At 68.5% G+C, this 17839-nt stretch carries 13 protein-coding genes; 5 read left to right on the top strand and 8 right to left on the bottom strand.

The genetic code is table 11. From position 1 onward, the window contains the following. Positions 1 to 45 precede the first annotated feature (45 nt). The gene (locus GWK18_RS08200; RefSeq protein ID WP_166834511.1) at positions 46 to 966 is read right to left on the bottom strand and encodes a hypothetical protein; all 921 of its coding nucleotides are present in this window, start codon (positions 964 to 966) and stop codon (positions 46 to 48) included. A 947-nt stretch (positions 967 to 1913) separates the two neighbouring features. On the opposite strand from GWK18_RS08200, the gene GWK18_RS13330 reads away from it, so the two are divergent. Together GWK18_RS13330 and GWK18_RS08195 are read left to right on the top strand one after the other, a co-directional pair. After that, positions 1914 to 2045, top strand: a complete 132-nt coding sequence (locus GWK18_RS13330; protein WP_280720447.1) for a hypothetical protein — start codon at positions 1914 to 1916, stop codon at positions 2043 to 2045. Positions 2046 to 2974: 929 nt separating this feature from the next. Beyond that, on the top strand, positions 2975 to 4414 hold the full coding sequence (locus GWK18_RS08195; protein ID WP_123825832.1) for a sugar porter family MFS transporter: 1440 nt from the start codon (positions 2975 to 2977) through the stop codon (positions 4412 to 4414). A 42-nt stretch (positions 4415 to 4456) separates the two neighbouring features. On the opposite strand, the gene GWK18_RS08190 is transcribed toward GWK18_RS08195, so the two are convergent. From GWK18_RS08190 to GWK18_RS08170, 5 genes are all read right to left on the bottom strand, one after another. Further along, entirely contained in the window at positions 4457 to 5854 is a 1398-nt protein-coding gene (locus tag GWK18_RS08190) for an MFS transporter (protein WP_166834509.1), read from the bottom strand. A gap of 11 nt (positions 5855 to 5865) precedes the next feature. Beyond that, positions 5866 to 6840 carry an alpha/beta hydrolase gene (locus GWK18_RS08185; protein ID WP_166834507.1) on the bottom strand — a complete coding sequence of 325 codons (975 nt, stop codon included), beginning with the start codon at positions 6838 to 6840 and terminating at the stop codon, positions 5866 to 5868. Positions 6841 to 6907: 67 nt separating this feature from the next. Further along, positions 6908 to 7942: an alpha/beta hydrolase gene (locus tag GWK18_RS08180; protein ID WP_166834505.1), complete on the bottom strand. Its 1035-nt coding sequence runs from the start codon at positions 7940 to 7942 to the stop codon at positions 6908 to 6910. Continuing rightward, positions 7935 to 8795 carry a sulfurtransferase gene (locus GWK18_RS08175; RefSeq protein ID WP_166834503.1) on the bottom strand — a complete coding sequence of 287 codons (861 nt, stop codon included), beginning with the start codon at positions 8793 to 8795 and terminating at the stop codon, positions 7935 to 7937. Before GWK18_RS08175 ends, GWK18_RS08180 begins: the two co-directional genes overlap by 8 nt. 40 nt (positions 8796 to 8835) lie before the next feature. Beyond that, a complete protein-coding gene (locus GWK18_RS08170; protein ID WP_166834501.1) occupies positions 8836 to 9270 on the bottom strand; it encodes a hypothetical protein in 435 nt (144 codons plus the stop codon). 267 nt (positions 9271 to 9537) lie between these two features. Here GWK18_RS08170 and GWK18_RS08165 point away from each other — a divergent pair, with 267 nt between their 5' ends. Continuing rightward, positions 9538 to 11058, top strand: a complete 1521-nt coding sequence (locus GWK18_RS08165) for an MDR family MFS transporter (RefSeq protein ID WP_166834499.1) — start codon at positions 9538 to 9540, stop codon at positions 11056 to 11058. An 8-nt stretch (positions 11059 to 11066) separates the two neighbouring features. Here the strand turns inward: GWK18_RS08165 and GWK18_RS08160 are convergent, their stop codons facing one another. After that, on the bottom strand, positions 11067 to 13994 hold the full coding sequence (locus GWK18_RS08160) for an FAD-binding and (Fe-S)-binding domain-containing protein (RefSeq protein ID WP_348535898.1): 2928 nt from the start codon (positions 13992 to 13994) through the stop codon (positions 11067 to 11069). A 164-nt stretch (positions 13995 to 14158) separates the two neighbouring features. On the opposite strand from GWK18_RS08160, the gene GWK18_RS08155 reads away from it, so the two are divergent. Continuing rightward, a complete protein-coding gene (locus GWK18_RS08155) occupies positions 14159 to 16165 on the top strand; it encodes an alpha-amylase family protein (RefSeq protein ID WP_166834495.1) in 2007 nt (668 codons plus the stop codon). Positions 16166 to 16283: 118 nt separating this feature from the next. Here the strand turns inward: GWK18_RS08155 and GWK18_RS08150 are convergent, their stop codons facing one another. Continuing rightward, positions 16284 to 16949, bottom strand: a complete 666-nt coding sequence (locus GWK18_RS08150) for a DUF1801 domain-containing protein (protein ID WP_166834493.1) — start codon at positions 16947 to 16949, stop codon at positions 16284 to 16286. A gap of 137 nt (positions 16950 to 17086) precedes the next feature. Between GWK18_RS08150 and GWK18_RS08145 the strand changes: the two genes are divergently transcribed. Then, positions 17087 to 17806, top strand: coding sequence for a Crp/Fnr family transcriptional regulator (locus tag GWK18_RS08145; RefSeq protein WP_123824473.1), 720 nt, complete (start codon positions 17087 to 17089; stop codon positions 17804 to 17806). The last annotated feature ends 33 nt before the right edge of the window (positions 17807 to 17839 follow it).

The following is a 17839-nucleotide window of genomic DNA, read 5'->3' as shown; positions in this document are numbered from 1 at the left end:
CACGGGCGTGAACTGGAGTCTCACGCCCGGCGGTGGGCCAGTGGGTCAGGCGGCGCTGTGGCGGATCACCGGGATCTCCTCGGTGATGGGTCCGTCGTCGTACTCGTTGGTCATCTCGGCGGGCGCGACGTCGTGATCCGTACCCTTCGGAACGACGGCGGAGCGCGTCCCCGCGGTGATGTCGACGTCGGGGGTCACGTAGGCGTCCGCGTAAGCCACGCTGCGGTCCGGGTTGCGGTAGTTGAGCTTGCGCCCGGATTCGTCGAGGTCCCACCCGAAGCGGTAGGCCATGGCGGGAACGGCCTGGTTGGCCACACCGCAGCCGAGGACCACGCCGGCCCAGGCCACGGGCAAGGCGGCGACGACGTCCAGGAGGTAGGCGTACGAACCCACCAGGCTGGCCAGCGCCACGACCAGCGTGACCACGCCTCCGGCGGTCAACGTGAAGACCGCGCGGGCGTGCTGCCGGGCGGAGACCAGCAACGCCAAGGTCACCACGATCGCCCCGCACACCGCACCCGCGGGCATGGACGCCAAGGTCTCGGCGGCGGTCAAGGTTTCGCCGGGGACCACGGGAGCGGGGCGACCGACGATCTGCTGCACCATGAAGCAGACCATGGCGCCCACCACGGCCGTGACGGCGAAGCCCGCAGCGTCCCGCGCGGAACGGCGGATGACGACCAGCCAGGCGGTGAGGGCGGCGATGAGTGCGAAGACCATGGGTGCACTGAAGATTCCGTGCACGACGCCTGCTGCCGCCAGCATGATGGAAGAACGCACGGGTTCGAGGGCCGCGAGGACCTGCGACTCAGCGGCTCCGACCGGTGGCGTGAAACTGATGACTCGTCCCAGGGTTCCGATCGTCAGAATGACGATCAGCGGGACGACCACCCAGTGCTCCAGCTGCGGCAACCGCCATGTCGTTCGGTCCGGCGAGGGGGAAGTGTACTGCGCCGGGAAAGACATTCTTCGATTGTGGCATCACTTGGGAGAATCTCTGAACGCCACGTCGAGGTTGAACAACAAACGGGGAATATTTTTAGGAACCACCCAGTGTGCACCTCAGGTCAGACACGGTTGTGACCGCTTCTGTTGCATCGGGTGTGAATGTTTCTCAGTCAAACAGTTAATCGACGACGGGCACCACAGGCACTGACGAACCGGCGGAAGTTGCGAGAGTTGCCGGGCCGCCGTCCTGGCCGGGAGTTGCCGGGGATGCCGGCGTCCTGGATGGCTCAGCGGGCTCTGCTGGCGTAGCAGGCTCTTCACGGGTAGCGGGTTCAGCAGGTTGGGACGGCTCAGGGGACTCGGCTGGATCTGACGGTTCAGCTTGATCCGATGGCACGGGTTGATCCGACGGTTCGGGTTGATCCGACGGCTGGTCGGATACAACCGGTTCGACTGTGGCCGTCGATTCTGTGGGCGGGGTCGGCTCGGTGAATTCTCCCGGAGCCTTGGTTTCCGCCGCCCCCTCCGATTCGACCGGTGTCTCGGTTTCCTGTGGGACTTCCGGTTCCTCTGTGGCTTCCGGTTCGGTGGGGGTAGCAGGTTCGGTTGGGGTAGCAGGCTCGGTTGGAGTAGCAGGCTCGGTTGGAGTGACGGCCGGCGGGGAAGTGTCCGATTCCTCGACCTCCGTCGGTTCCGGCAAGGAATCGTCAGCGCCGGAGTCATCCAGGCTGTAAGTATCGGTCGCAGGGTCCTGGTCCGGATCTCCGGATCCCGCGAGATCCGCACCCGTCATCGCGGACGAACGGCCCAAAACGTAGGGGACTTCTTCCACGGGTCTCGGCACACCGGCGGCACCGTCACCGTTCGGTGAAACGTTCGGACTCGCGTCCACCAGGCCCTCGGACACGGCAATGACCCCTGTGGGGACCATGGGAAAGCGCGCAGGAAGGCCGGTGGAGGGCGCGGTGACAACGGTAACCGGGTCGGACGGTGAAGTTGTGTCCGGCTCAGGCTCCACACCGCTGATCGGGGCAGGAGCCATCGAGGACAAGGCCGGGGCGGGCCAGAACACGGAGGGCACCGGGGGCACGATGTGATCTGCACCGAGCCCCGCACCCGCATTCCCGGAGGGGGGGAACCAGAGCCGTTGGCCGTCAACCGTGAATGTCGCCCAAATACCTTTGCCCATGTGTCGCACACCGGCTTCGGTTCGCAAAGCTCCGGTGGGAGCGACCAGCAGGTAGGGCGGTTCACCAAAGCTGTTGAAGGTCGGCCCGGGGTCCCCGTAACTGTTCGCGGTCATGCCCGGGCGGGCTGTGATGGTGGTACGCGGTGTGGACCTGAGAGCCGCGTCTCGACCCACGTCGTCATTGTCCTGCTGGGTGGACTGCAGGTCCGAGGTCGTCGTCTCGGCGGTGGTGCTCGGCGCGAGCGTGGTGATGGCTCCCGCCACCAACACACCGGCGGCAAGCGTGATGTAAAGCGGCACTCCCGCCGAAGAGACGGCACCCTTGGGACCCCAGAGGACACGTGCCCCTGGATCACGATGCCGACCATGGGCTTTGCCGTCGTCGTCCGCTTCGCGGCCTTCCTCGTACACTCGTCCCCCTTGTGTCACGCCGTTGACGGCGTGTTCGGCAAGGCCCGCTCCCCGGCGGGCCCGTCCCCGTGTCACGAACCCGGTTCCCAATCCGGCCTCGCCCGGGACCTGTCACCAATATGTGAGACAGGTCCCCGAATCAACATGAGGTGCTCCACCGATTTTAGTGACGCATCACGACGCGCCTCAACACAGAGGCAAGAGTTTCAAGAGATCAGCATCAGATCAGAGGTCCGATCCCCACCGGCCCCCTTCGAGGACGCAGGCCACCAACCAGCCACAGGCTGAAACCCCCAGCTGCACCCGGACGCGAGCGGGTCACGAATGGACACGCAGCGCACTGAGTTCTAGCCTGACAGGAATCTTCAGGACGTGCCCCGGGCCACACCACCCGCGACGGCCGTCCTTGTGGCGAAGGAGCCCGATATGTCCACGTACACGTCTCCCACCTCCGTTGCGGCGCACACCGCCAACACGGCGGCCGTTCTGCGGATCACGATCGTCGCCGCAATCGGCGGATTCCTGTTCGGCTACGACTCAGCGGTGATCAACGGCGCGACCTCGGCCATGCGCGAGTATTTCGGCGTCGGTGCCACCGCACTCGGCAGTGCCGTGGCCTCGGCCCTCCTGGGAGCTGCGGCAGGTGCAGCTCTCGGTGGTCGCTTGGCGGACAAGATCGGCCGTGTGCGCGTGATGCGCATCGCCGCGATCCTCTTCCTGTTCTCCGCAATCTTCTGCGGCATCGATCCGTTCTTCGGCGCAGATCAGGGTGGCTTCTACTGGCTGGTGTTCTGGCGCGTGGTCGGCGGCGTCGGCGTGGGCGTGGCTTCGATCATCGCCCCGGCCTACATTGCCGAGATCGCCCCCGCGGACATTCGCGGGCGCCTGGGTTCTCTGCAGCAGCTGGGCATCGTGCTCGGGATCTTCGCCTCCCAGATCGCCAACCGCATCATCGTGGCCCTGGCAGGTTCCTCCGACGCCACCTGGCTCGCGGGTCTGCCGGCCTGGCGCTGGATGTTCCTCCTCTGCGCCGTCCCCGCCCTGGTCTACCTGGTGGGGGCCTTCCTGATCCCGGAGTCTCCGCGGTGGTTGGTCCAGCAGGGTCGTCGGGACGAGGCCATGGCCGTCATGACCCACCTCCAGGGCGAAGGACCGGCGCAGCACCGCCTGTCCATCATCGACCGCACTCTGGACACCGAACACAAGCCGAAGCTCTCGGACCTGGCGGGCAAGGCGCTCGGTCTGAAACCGATCATGTGGATCGGCATCGGACTGGCTGCGCTGCAGCAGCTGGTCGGGATCAACGTGATCTTCTACTACTCCAACCAGCTCTGGGAGTCGGTCGGCTTCCAGGAGAGCGATGCCTTCACGATCTCCACGATCACCTCCGTGACCAACGTGGTGGTCACCCTGGTGGCGATCCTGTTGGTGGACAAGATCGGCCGGAAGCGGCTCCTGCTCATCGGTTCGGTGGGTATGGCCCTGACACTGGGCACCATGGCTGGCGTCTTCGCCACTGCCACGGTCACCGACGCAGGGCCCGTTCTGGGCGACGTTGCCGGACCGATCGCCCTGGTGGCGGCGAACCTGTACGTGATCTTCTTCGGCATCTCCTGGGGCCCCGTGATGTGGGTCCTGCTGGGTGAGATGTTCCCCAACCGGATTCGCGGTGCCGCGCTGGCCGTGGCGGGCTTCATCCAGTGGATCGCCAACTGGCTGGTCACGGTCACCTTCCCCGCCATTTCGGAGATCTCGCTGGTTCTGGCCTACGGCCTCTACGCGTTCTTCGCCTTCGCCTCGATCTTCTTCGTGATCAAGGCGGTGCGCGAGACCAAGGGCGTGGAACTCGAGGACATGCACGACTGAGGACCGCTCGCCCGACGTCGTCGCACCCACCGCCGTCGGCCGTCAGCTGCGTAGGGGATTGGTGAGTTCGTCACGGCCCATTCGTGCCACCCACCACACGACGACGGCGGCAACGGCCGGCACCGTCGCGGCGATCACGAAGATCACGGGGATCGGGACCACCACCGACAACGGACCCGCCACGGCCATGGACGCCGGGAGCAACAGCAGGGACACGAAGAAGTCCAGGCTGGACACCCGCCCGAGCATGCGCCCGGGAACACGCCGCTGAAGCAGCGTGCCCCACAGCACCTGGCCGATGCCGTCCGATGCCCCCACGACCAGCAGGATCAGGACCATGACCGCCCAGGACTCCGTGAATCCCACGAAGGCCAGCGGCAGGGTCCCGAATCCCCACACGAGCACGATCACGGTGAGATACCTGCGCGGGTAGGGCAGTCCCGCGGTGGTCATGGCTCCGACGGCCGAGGCCGTGCCCGTGACGGCCAGCAGCAGACCGAATTCCGCCTCCCCGCCGCCGAGGGCATCCCGGACGACGAACGGCAGGAGCACCTCCAGGGGCCCCAGGAAGAAGAAGATCGCAACCACGGCGAACAGCAAGGTACCGAGCAGCCACGGGGTCCGAATCGTGTAACCCACACCTTCCTTCAGGTCGCTCAGGACCTTGGCGAAGGCGCCGCTGGGAGCGGCGGCCGGTTCCACGGGCGCGCCGACGGCCTCCACGCCGATACCGGAGATCTTGACGGAGCCGGTGTCGGGACCGGCCGGGTTCGCATCGTCCTGCCCACTGCCGGAGTCCTGGTGCTCCAACTCGGGGACTTCCAAACCGAGCAACGTGACCACGGAGATCACGCCGCACACCGCCACCGCCGCGAAACCGGACCAGGGGCCCCAGGCCGCAGCCAGGAATCCGGCCACGGCGGGGCCGGCAGCCGTTTGCAACAGCGGCCTGGCGGAGCCTTCCACGCCGTTGGCCGCCAGCAGCTTGTCCGGTGGAAGCAGACGCGGCAAGGACGCCGAGTAGGACGGGTAGAACATCCCCACGCCGGCAAAGATCAGAAAAGCTGCACCGGCCAACTGCCAGGTGGTCAGCACACCCGTGGCACTGAGCACGGAGACCGTGCTCACCACCACCGTCAGGGTGAGTGAGACGCCCAACAGGACTCGGTGCGGAGGCAGGCGATCAGCCGCGACCCCGCCCAACAGGGCGAACACGATCAATCCGCACGAGCCGATCGCGGTGACCGTGGACAACGCCACCGGGTCGCCGCCGTCGTGCATGACCTGGAAGACGGTGGAGAGAGCCCAGGTGCCCTGACCGAGCACCATCGACAGCATGGCGACGGCCAGCCGTGGGTACCCCGAGTACCCGAACGGCGCGAAGGCACGGCGGACCGCGCGCTGTGCTGCGCCCGCTGCCCTGCTGCTGCCCGTGTCCACGGGAAGGCAGTCTAGGGGGTCGCTCCACCACCGGCCCGCGGGCGGTCCTCCTGAGTTCCCACGCTGGACAGGCAGACCTCCCGGGCCACCGCCCACGGACGACCGCGGACGGCCACGAGGTCGTTGTGCTCGGCTCCGTCCAGCAGGATCACCCGCCCCGTGTTGCCGGTCTGCGCGTGCCGCTCCAGGTAGTCGCGCAGCGTGGTCAGCGGAACCGTGGAGTCCGCCCGCCCGTGGAGGACGTTGACGGGGACCGACGACGGCAGCCCCCGGAGGGGTGAGACGCGGCGGTAGCGGTCGGGGTGTTCGTCCGGGCGGCCGCCCATGACGTCCAACGCCCAGTGGTCGTCGTCCTCCGTGACGGCCTTGTCGAGGTCCAGGACAGCGGAGAGTGCGGTCACGCTGCCCACGCGTACACGGTCCGCGTTCGGCCCCGAACCCACGCCCGGTGTCCCCGCCGGGAAGGCGTTTCGTGCGCTCACCCAGGCCGCCAGTTGGCCCCCGGCGCTGTGCCCGGTGACATGCACCCGCTCCAGATTCGGGGTGAAGTCGGCGTGGTCGCCCAGGTGTCGGACGAAGTCCAGGCCGTCTGCGGCGTCGTCGAAGGTCATGGGCCAACCTCCGGGCGACGGCGTTCCACGGTAGGTGGGCATCCACACCGCGACCCCGTAGCGGGCCAAATCCCTGGCTGCGGCCTGGCAGTACTCGGGACCGGAGGTGTCCGTCCAGCCGCCACCGTGGAAGAACACCATGACGGGATACGTGGGGCGCCGGTCTCCCCCGGACCAGACAATGGGATCCGGGAGGTACAACTGTCCCGACTGACGTTCAGGGTCCTCGCCCCATCGGATCTTCTCGATCTCCACGGGAGTCCCCGACCGTTGCCGCCCCGCCACGACCATCGAGTGCGCCTGCCGATGGAGCACCACGGTCGACCCCGCGAGCGCACCTCCCGCCAACCCGGCCAGCCAGGCGGCACGGAACAAGGCCCTGCGGGTGAACCCGGGCAGTGATCGGCCGGCATGTTCCTGATCTGAAGGTCGTCGCCGCACGTCAACCAACCCCCATGGCCCCGACGCCGGATTCGGTCCCCGTGGGGAACACGGAGTCCAGGAAGGCCTTGCGCGCCCGGGCCCAGGGGTCCCCGTGCAGATCGGTCCAGTCGTCGTGTCCCACACCGGGCAGGATCTCCCGCGCCCCGGGGTTCCCGGAATCGCGCAAGGCCTGGAAGTAGCCCTCGACCGCTTCGAGTGGGATGACCTGGTCCTCCGTGCCGTGCAGGACGTTGACCGGGATCCCCAGGGGCAGCCGGTCGATCGGAGAGGCAATGTCGTAGCGTTCAGGGTCCTCCTCCGGCGCGACCCCGCCCAGGAGGTCCCTGATCAGATCCCCGCCTTCAAAGTTCTCGGCCAGGCTGAGGTCGTAGAGGCCGGCCATGGAGGTGACGCTGCGGGCCTCGATCACGGGATCGGCACCCGGTGCACCCGCGGGGAGCTCGGACCTCCCGGCGGCCCAGGTCGCCAGGTGCCCGCCCGCACTGTGCCCCAGGAGGTGGACCTGCTCCAGGGCCGGACGGAACCGGCCCTGCTCGGCCAGCTGTGGCACGAAGTCGACGGCGTCCGACACGTCCTGAAAGGTCTCGGGCCAGCCTCCGGGCCCGTCCAGACCCCGATAGGTCGGGGCCCAGACGGCCAGGCCGTACCGGGCAAGGTCCTGGGCGATGTCGGCCATGTAGCTCGGCGAGGAGGCATCGTGCCAGGACCCTCCGTGCACCACGACGGCGACGGGGTAGGCGGGATCGATCTCTCCCCGAGACCATTCGGTGGGATCGGGGACGAAGAGCCACCCCGTCTGACGTTCTTCATCATCACCCCAGGTCAAACGGACCCTGTCCACGGGCCGCCCCGCTCTGCGATGACCCGAGACCTGCCCGGAATCGACGGAGCCGGTGCCGACCGGCGTGGTGAGAGCAGCGGCGGCACCCGCTCCCAGCACCGTCACACCCGCGGCGCGCAGGAGATTACGGCGAGTCGGGCGAGCGGATTCGGGAGACGGTTGTGGCTGTGCGACGTCGGAGGCCTCAGGCACCCGTGACCACGGGGCGCTCGTCGGGGTCGTGGTCGGCCCGACCCCAGTCGGCCCAGGAACCGTCGTAGACCGAGACCTGCTTGCGTCCTGCCACGACGGCGGCCAGCGCACCCACGCAGGCCGTGATCCCGGAGCCGCAGCTGAAGGTCAGACGCTGCCGGTCACCGACCGCGTCGGCGAGCCTGTCGCGCAGTCGCTGCGGATCGAGCAGGAACCCACCGGGGGCCAGTTCGGAGAAGGGCACGTTCACGGCACCGGGCATGTGCCCACCCCGAAGGCCCGGACGGGGTTCGGGGGCGGTCCCGGCGAAGCGCTCCGCGCTACGGACATCCACCACGGCTTGCTCGGTGTCCTGCAACCGGGCCGCGACGTCGGCGTCGTCGATGAACGCACCGTCGGTGATGCGCACGTCGGGGGCGGCAACGGGCTCCGGGTCCAGGTCCAACGGCGCCTCCGGATGCCCGGCGGCCACCCACGCGGGCAGGCCGCCGTCCAGGACGTAGGGCGTACTGACCCCCGTGGCGCGCAGCATCCACCAGGCCCGTGCGGAGGAGAACATGCCGGCCCGATCATAGGCGACCACCACGCTGTCCTGCCCGATACCCAGCCGACCCAGGCGCTGCGCGAAGTCACCGGCCGGGAGCATGGTGTGCGGGAGAGCGGAATCGGCGGACATCTCCCCGTCCAGATCGAAACGCCGGGCGCCGGGGATCCCCGTGTCCGCACCTCGGTGGTCCATGGCCGAGGCGTCCACGACCACCACCCGGTCCAGGTTCGCGGCCAACCATTCGACGGAGACGGTGGGGCCCTCGGGGAGGTCCGTGGATTCCGTGGTCTGGGCGTTCTGTGTCATGACCCGATCATCCCACCCGGCACCCCCGCCGAGCACCCGGTCACAGGTACATGTCGGCGTACTTGCGGACGCTGGCCTCGAGCCGGTCCAGGGCGGGCAGCGGCGTCTTCCAGCGTTGCAGGAAGAGGGTCACGGTGTCGTCCTCCAAACCGGGAACCCGCGCAAAGTCCTCGGTCACGGCCGCGAACGGTGACCGGGCCATTTGCAGGCGCGGCACCATCCCCCAGCCCAGCCCGTCGGCCACGGCACGGATGAAAGCCTCCGATGACGGAACCCGGTGTTCGGGGGCGGCACCGTCCGCCTGGACCCTCCGGAGCTGATGGTGTTGGAGGTCGTCCTTGTCGTTGAACACGACCACGGGCACCACGCTCAGGTCCAACGCCGGGTCCGTGCTGCCCTTGTCCCCTCCCCTCCCGTCGGCCTGGTCCGTCAGCCGGTCCAGGAGGGTGGCGGACAGGCAGGGTTCGTAGACCATCTCCCCGAGCGCGATGCTCCGGCACCCCGTGGCCGCCCGCCCGGGCGGGGGCCCGGCTGCCGCCCCGCGCCCCCCCGGCCCCCCCCCCGCGGGGGGGGGGGGGTCTCCCCCCCGGGCCGCGGCGGCGGCGGCCCGCCCCCCCTGGGGGGGCCCCCCCTCCGTCGTATTGCTCACAGTCACTTACGGGACACTTCACGAAGTTGTACGCTTCCAGGCGCTCCGGGTTCTCTTCCCGCTGAGCCCGCCTTTCTTTCGTTCAGGAGCACCATGTCCGTGACCTCGACCGGATCCTTGCCCCAGGTCCCGCAGAAATCCTCCGAAGCCCCCGTCGAGGCCGGTGAGACCACCCGCGACCTGGCACCGCAGCGCGTCCGCACCCTGCTGGCGGTCCTGATCGTCTCGGCCTTCGCCGTGATCCTCAACGAGACCGTCCTGTCCGTGGCGCTGCCCGACCTCATGGCGGATCTGCAGATCCCCGCGACCACGGCACAGTGGTTGACGGCGGGCTTCATGCTGACCATGGCCGTGGTCATCCCGACCACGGGCTTCCTGCTGGAGCGCCTGCCGCACCGCGTGGTGTTCATGACCGCCATGGTCCTGTTCACCGCGGGCACGGTGCTGGCCAGCATGGCCCCGAACTTTCCGGTCCTCATGACCGCCCGGGTGGTCCAGGCATCCGGCACGGCGCTGCTGCTCCCGCTGCTCATGACCACTGTGCTGACCGTGGTGCCCGCGGAACGCCGGGGTTCCGTGATGGGACTGATCTCCGTGGTCATCTCCGTGGCCCCGGCGGTGGGCCCCACCATTTCCGGGATCATCCTGGGCGCGCTGTCCTGGCGGTGGCTGTTCCTGCTCATGTTGCCGATCGCCGTCGCCGCTTTGGTCATCGGCGCGTGGCTCATGCCCTCCATGGGGGAACCGCGCAAGGTCCGCCTGGACCTCCTGTCCGTGGTCCTCTCCGTCCTGGGCTTCGGTGGCCTGGTCATGGGCCTGAGCGGGTTCGGCAGCCACGGCAGCGGTGCGGGGGAGAGCGGCGGAAGCGTGCCGCCGGTCCCGGCCCTGGTGGTCGGGCTGATCGCCTTGTCCTTGTTCGTGTGGCGGCAGGTGCGGTTGCAACGAGAGGACCGCGCTCTGCTGGACCTGCGACCCTTCACCCACCGGACGTTCACGATCTCCCTCGGCATGATGATCGTGGCCATGGGCACGCTGTTCGGCATCGTGATCCTGCTGCCGATCTACATGCAGTCCATCCTCGGCCACTCGACGTTGACCACGGGTCTGAGCATGCTGCCCGGTGGCCTGATCATGGGGCTGCTGGCACCGTTCGTGGGGCGGCTCTACGACCGTCACGGCGCCAAGGTCCTGGTGATCCCCGGTGCGTTCGTGCTGAGCGCCGCCCTGTGGAGCTTTGCCGCGCTGGGTGCGGACGCCCCTCTGTGGCGGATCGTGGCCTCCCACATCGTCATGAGCTCCGGTCTGGCGCTGCTGTTCACTCCGCTCATGACCTCCGCCTTGGGCAGCCTCCCGCAGTCGCTGTACTCCCACGGCAGCGCCGTGATGAACACGTTGCAGCAGGTGGCCGGTGCGGCCGGTTCGGCGCTGTTCATCACCCTCATGGCCTTGGGGACCGCCAGCGCCATGTCCGGTGGAGCGGATCAGACCGCGGGTCAGGCGCACGGGATTCACGTGGCCTTCCTGGTCTCGGCCGCGATCTCACTGGTGACCATCGTGTTCGCGTTCTTCGTGCCCAAGCGGGCCGAGGGTTCCTCCGCGCGGCACGAGGTCTGAGCAGCTGCTCACCGGTCGGGGCGGTCCTCCGGCGCCCGGGTGGCGCGTTCCAGGTACTGCAGGATGTGCCGGTAAGAGCGTCCGGTGGCCTGGGTCATGCCCAGTTCGCACGTGCGGTTCAGCGATGCGTGCGCGTCGAACTCCAGTGCGGTGACCTCGGCGGATTCACGCGCCGTCGCCGACTCCGTCAGCTCGGGATGGAGCATTCCGCGATCCCCCGCGTATCCGCAGCAGTTCCAGGCGACCGGGGTGGTCACCTCCTGGGCCACGGCCTGCGCCAGGGTGTCCAGGGCGGTGTTGAGTCCCAGCTGCGTGGACGAGCACGTGGGGTGCAGGATCATGGACCCGACCCGTTGATGCACGGTGAGTGAGGGAAGAAGGGTCTCGGCCGTGAACTCCACGGCGTCCAGGAAGGTCAGCTCACGGTAGCGGGGGTCGGCGCCCGCCTTGGATTTCATGACCTCCAACCCCTCCGTGCAGGAGGACGCGTCGCACACCACCGGCAGTCGTCCGTGATCGGTGGCCTCCCACAGCATCGGGAGGGTCACCCCGGCCATGGTCGAGTACCCGTCCACCATGCCCTTGGACTTCCACGGGGTTCCGCAGCACGCCGCCTGCACGCCCTCCGGGATCCGGACGGCCACTCCCGCTCGTTCGCACAGTGCCAGGAAGGCCCGGGACGACGACGGCGCCATCGCCTCCGGTCCGCCCGGCGCCTTTCCCCGCTGCGTGTCCTCCGCGGTGTCGCCGTCGTCGCTGTCCTGCCCGAACATCGAGGACACGCAGGCCGGGAAGAAGACGACCGCGGGATTTTGGGGGTCCTGCGGCCCGGGCCGGCGTTCGCCCCCGCGGGGAAGGAACGCGTTGTACTGAGGGACCCGCTGCTCACCCATGAGCAGTCGACCCAGTGAGGTCGCGCTTCTGGGGAGTGCGGTGGGGAAGGCCTTGGCCACGGTCAGCGCCGTGGACGCGACGCGCACGGCCCCGCCCCAGTTCGCGGCGGCACGGTCCCAGATCTTGGCCTCCGTGCGGTTGGCGTCCTCGGACCGGAGCCGACGCACCAGGTCCCCCGTGTCGATGAACACCGGACAGGCCGTGGAGCACATCCCGTCGACCGCGCAGGTCTCCTGGCCGTGGTAGTCGTACTCCCGCGCCAGGGCTTCTGCGGTGTCGTCGTCGTTCTTGGCCCTGGCGTCGGCGATCTCGCGGCGACCCACGATTCGTTGCCGCGGCGTGAGCGTCAGATCCTTGGAAGGGCACACGGGCTCGCAGTAGCCGCATTCCACGCAGCGGTCCACCTCCGCTTCGACCGTGGGAGCGACCTTGAGATCCTGGAGGTAGCAGCGGGGGTCCTCGTTGAGGATCACGCCGGGGTTGAACATCTGGGCCGGATCGATCAGCCGCTTGAGTTCGCGCATGACCTCGTAGAGCTCGTCGCCGTACTGCCGCCGCACGTAGGGCGCCATGATCCGTCCCGTGCCGTGCTCGGCCTTGAGGGACCCGTCGTTGTCCAGGATCAGGTCCACCATGTCCTCGGTGAACCGCTCGTAGCGCTCCAGGAGCACGGGATCCGCGAAGTCCTCGTTGAGCAGGAAGTGGACGTTGCCGTCCTTGGCGTGACCGAAGATCACGGACTGTTCGTATTCGTGCGCCGTGAAGAGGTCCGTGAGGGCTTCACACGTGGCACCCAGGGACGGAACGGGAACGACGACGTCCTCGAGCAGCGCGTTCGTCCCGGACGGACGATTGCCCGCGACGGCGGCGTACAGGCCCTTGCGCACGGTCCACAGGGCCGCGCGCCCGGCCGCGTCCCGGGTGAGTTCCGGCGTGGTGGCCAGCGGGAGCTGCCCGAAGAGCTTGCCCGCGGAGTCGACGCGCTCACCCAGCTCGTCCTGGTCCCTGCCCTGGTACTCGACCAGCAGGGCGGCGTGGTCCTGGACCTGGATTCCGGCGATCTGCGGCGGAGCCTTTCCGGAGGCCTGGGCCACGCGCAGGGACGTGGCATCCATGAGTTCGACGGTCGCCGACTCGGCCTCCACCAGGGCGGGGACCGAACCCGTGGCCGCGAACAGGTCGGGGAAGACCAAGAGCCCCGTGGCCACGTGCGGCTGCACCGGGACGGTGCGGAACACCGCCTCGGCCACGAATCCCAGGGTGCCTTCGGACCCGATCATCAGCCGTTCCAGGATCTTGACGGGGGAGGACTGGTCCAGGAAGGCGTTGAGGCCGTACCCCATGGTGTTCTTCATGCCGAACAAGCGGCGCACGGTGGCCACGGACCGCGGGTTGTCCAGGACCCGTCTGCGCAGCCGCAGGAGTCCCTCGTGCACCGAGGGTTCCGCGTCGCGCAGCTGCTGGTCGGCGTGCGGATCGGAGGTGTCCAGGACCGTGCCGGCCGGAGTCACCAGGATCATCGATTCGAGCGTCCGGTAGGTGTTGAACTCCGTGCCGCAGTGCATACCGGACGAGTTGTTGGCGATCACCCCGCCCAGGGTGCAGGCGGATTCGGAGGCGGGGTCCGGGCCGAGCTTGTACCTGTGACGGGCCAGGGCGGAGTTGACCTCCCGCACGGTGGTTCCGGGCCGCACCCGTACCCGGGCGCCGTCGTCGAGAATCTCGAAGCCCCGGAAGTGCCTGCGGACGTCCACCAGGACCTGATCGGTGACGGCCTGACCAGAGAGGGAGGTGCCCCCGGAGCGCAGCGTCAATCCGACACCGTGGCGTTGCAGGATCCGCAACAGCGAGCCGACTTGGGAAGCCGAGTGGGCCCGGACAAGTGCGCGCGGGTGCAGCAGGTAGTGGGAGGCGTCGTGCGCCGTGGTGACGCGTTCGAGGTCCGAGGCGACGGTGTCCCCCGGCCAGGCCCGCAGGTCGTCGAGCAGGGGGTCGCGGGGTTGTTGCTGGAACCTGCGATGACCGCGATGAAGCGCTGGCACTGGACCTCCCGGGAGCGTTGCATCCGCTGCCTCTTCGCAAGCGGACCGTGTTTCCATGGTAAGACCACGCAGCGTTCAGCAGCCGGGTTGAACGTGACGAAGATCGTGCTGCCGGTTCCCTCGAACTTTTGTTGTCAAGCACCGGGACAGGGGAGCATGGTGCAATGCACTCACTGCCCGCCGGAGCCGCGCCCGGCCTGTCTTCCACGCCCGCCCCGGACCGGCCGTCGGATCTCAACAACACCGCGGCCGTCGTGGAGGCGGCCAAGGCGGGGGCGCTGCAACACCTGGAGACGCTGGTCGCGGCCGGCACGGTCCAGGAGCCCGAGGCCCTGGACTTCCTCCGGCGCTTCGACCTCCACTACCCGGCCCTGATCGACCTGGTCCGGCGCACCTACGGCTCCGACGGGCACGTGGCCTCCGTGATGGTCGACCTGGGTGCGGCACTGGCCCGGTCCTGGGGTGAGCGGTCCGCGGACCTGCGCGCCCTGGACCGACGGCGCAGTGACGCCCCGGACTGGTTCCTGGCCCGCGACCAACTGGGCGGGGTCTGCTACGTGGACCGTTGGGCGGGGAACCTGGCGGGCCTGCGGGAGCGCATCCCGTACCTGGAGGAACTCGGGCTCACCTACCTGCACCTCATGCCGGCCTTCGCGGTCCCCGAGGGCAACAACGACGGCGGGTACGCGGTCTCCTCCTACCGACACGTGGATCCCCGCGTGGGCACCATGGAAGAGTTGGCTGAACTCTCGCGTGACCTTCGGGAACGTGGAATCAGCCTGGTGGTCGACTTCGTGCTCAACCACACGGCCAACGACCACGAGTGGGCCAAGGCCGCGCGAGCCGGGGACCCTACGTTCCAGAACTACTACTGGATCTACCCGGACCGGCAGATGCCGGATGCCTTCGAACGAACCACCCGGGAGATCTTCCCGGACGACCATCCCGGGTCCTTCACACCCGTGGCTCCCGGGGATCCGCGGTGGGTGTGGACCACGTTCCACGACTTCCAGTGGGACCTGAACTGGACCAATCCGGAGGTCCTGGCGGCCATGGCCGGGGAGATGTTGTTCCTGGCCAACCAGGGTGCCGAGGTGCTGCGCTTCGACGCCGTGGCCTTCCTGTGGAAGGAGCTGGGCACGTCCTGCGAGTCCCTGCCGCAGGCGCACTGGATCGTGCAGATGCTCAACCGGGTCTGTCGCATCGCCGCGCCCGCCACGATCTTCAAGTCCGAGGCGATCGTCCACCCCGATGAGGTGGTGCAGTACATCCACCCGGACGAGTGCCAGATCTCCTACAACCCGTTGCAGATGGCGCTGACCTGGGAGGCGCTGGCCACGCGCAAGGGCGTGCTGCTGAACGACGCGATCGCCGAACGGCACGGCCTGCCGCCCGGCACGGCATGGGTCAACTACGTGCGCAGCCACGACGACATCGGCTGGACCTTCTCCGACGAGGACGCGGCCCGCCGTGGCATCGACGGTTACCACCACCGCCGCTTCCTCAACGACTTCTACACGGGGCGCTTCCCGGACTCCTTCGCCGACGGCGTCGCCTTCCAGTACAACCCCAAGACCGGCGACGCCCGGGTCTGCGGCACCACCGCCTCCCTGGCCGGCACGACGACGGATCACCCCTCCGACGGCGTGGACCGGGTCCTGCTGGCGCACGGGATCGCCATGTCTACGGGAGGACTGCCGCTGTTGTACCTGGGCGACGAACTGGCCCAGACCAACGACCCCGACTGGCATCTGGACCCCGCCAACGGCAACGACTCCCGGTGGGCACACCGCCCGTACTTCCCGGAGACCGGTTACGCGCAGCGCACGGATTCCACGACTGTTCCCGGGCGGGTGTTCCAAGGACTGAAGCACCTGCTGACCGTGCGTGAACAGGTCACGGAGTTCGACGGCGCCGACCTGATCGGCTTCGACCCCCGCAACGAACACCTGGTGGGGTACCAGCGTCCCGGCCTGGACCCGGAGGGCTGGCCGTCGGTCGTGCTGTGTCTGGCCAACGTGGACGACCACCCCCACAGGGTGGAGGCCCTGACCCTGTCCGGTTTCGAGCGGGAGGCGGTGTCCCTGCTGGACGACAAGATCCTCGACCTGGCCCAGGGCGTGGACCTGCCGTCCCACTCGATGGTGTGGTTGCGCGTCTACACCCGCTGACCCGCTCGCCCTCACCCCACCCTCACCCCACACTCACCCTCGCCGAGTGTCCGTTTCGGGTCGCCCCGGGGCCTCCAAAGCGACCCGAAACGGACACTCGGCAGGGGTGTCAGGGGTGTCAGCGGACGCAGGGCTCGGACTCCCAGGCGTACGTGATCAGGGCGAGCAGAACGTCGTCGTCGACGTCCTCGAGCTGGTTGACGTAGACGCAGCTGACCGCCGTGCGGTGCTTGCTCAGGCGGCTCAGGAGTTCGTCCGAACGCGGGTGGTTCTGCAACCCGTACAGGCTGATGGCGGCCTTGCGGGGGCTGAAACCGATGCGGAAGGTGTCGCCCTCACGGCCGGTCGCGTAGCGGTAGTGAGCCTGCCCGTAACCGATCATCGACGGGCCCCACATCACGGGTGCCTCCCCCGTGGCGGCGCCGAACAGCGACAACAGGCGGTGCCCCTGCTCCACGCGTCGCGGCCAGGGCAGGGAGGCCACGAACTCCGCCGGGTCCACCGCGGTGGCATGGGTCTTGAGATCGGGGGCGTTGGAGCCCGTGTGCGCGTCCGTCACGACGGCGCTGCGGTCGGTGCGCGCCGGAGCGTCCGTCAAGGACAGCCCCCGCTCGACCAGGGCCGCCTGCACTCGTTCCAATCCGCGGGCACCCACGCCGTGGAGGGCGAGCAAGTCCCGGTGGGCAACCCCGTTCAGGTCCTCCAGCGTCGAATACCCGGCCTCCCGGAGGGCCCGTCGTGCCGGATTCCCCAGGCCCGCGACGTCGTCGAAATCCGTGGTCATGGGCAGGAGCTTAGGGGATGGCGGGATGGTGCGCTGAGGTGGGGCAACCACCTGCACCCGCACGCAAGACGAGTCGAATAAGGTCATAATGGACTAGCCCAATTTGGCGCAGTTGAGACCTGGGAAGGAACGAGTCCATGAGCTGCGGTTGCTCGCACGTCGGTGTGGAAGCGTCCGGGAACGTGGCGTTGGACCTGGATGCACGGTTCGCGTGCGTCAGCAAGGTCCCCATTTTCCGTGACCTGCCCATCCAGGAGCGGCGCAGCATCGCGGCACGCGTGACCACTCGTGCGGTGGGCAAGGGCCAGGTCATCCAGGCGCAGGGCGCCATGCCGGCACTGCAGATCGTGCACCGCGGTCAGGTCAAGCAGGTCCGCCTGGGCGCTGACGGGTCCGAACGCCTGTTGCGCATCCTGGGGCCGGGGGAGTTCATGGGCGAGCACTCGGTGTTGACGGGATCGCCCGCCCCGCGAATGGCCACCACGGTCACCGATGCCATGGTCTGCACGCTGTCGCGGATCGATGTCCAGCAGTGGCTCGAACAACGGCCCCAGATGGCGGTCAACATGCTCCAGGTGGTGACGCAACGGCTGGAGGAGACGGAGGCGCAGCTGGCCGCCCTGGCCGACCGGACGGTGGCCCAGCGACTGGGCGACTACCTCATGACGGCCTCGGACCGGCCCGTGGGGGACACCTTTGAACTGCCCGTGAGCAAGAAGGACCTGGCCAGCCTGATCGGCACCACGCCCGAAACCCTGTCGCGGCGACTGCGAGCCCTGGCGGACCGGGGTGTCCTGGCGCTCGGTCCCGGACGACGCATCACCATCCTGGACGAACAGGGCCTCCAGGAGGCCTGAGCCTCCCTTACGGTGGCCCCGGCATTCCGAGGT

This window comes from Kocuria sp. JC486 (assembly GCF_011602805.1).
In the GTDB taxonomy this organism is placed as follows: domain Bacteria; phylum Actinomycetota; class Actinomycetes; order Actinomycetales; family Micrococcaceae; genus Kocuria; species Kocuria soli.
This window is presented reverse-complemented; position numbering and strand designations above follow the sequence as displayed.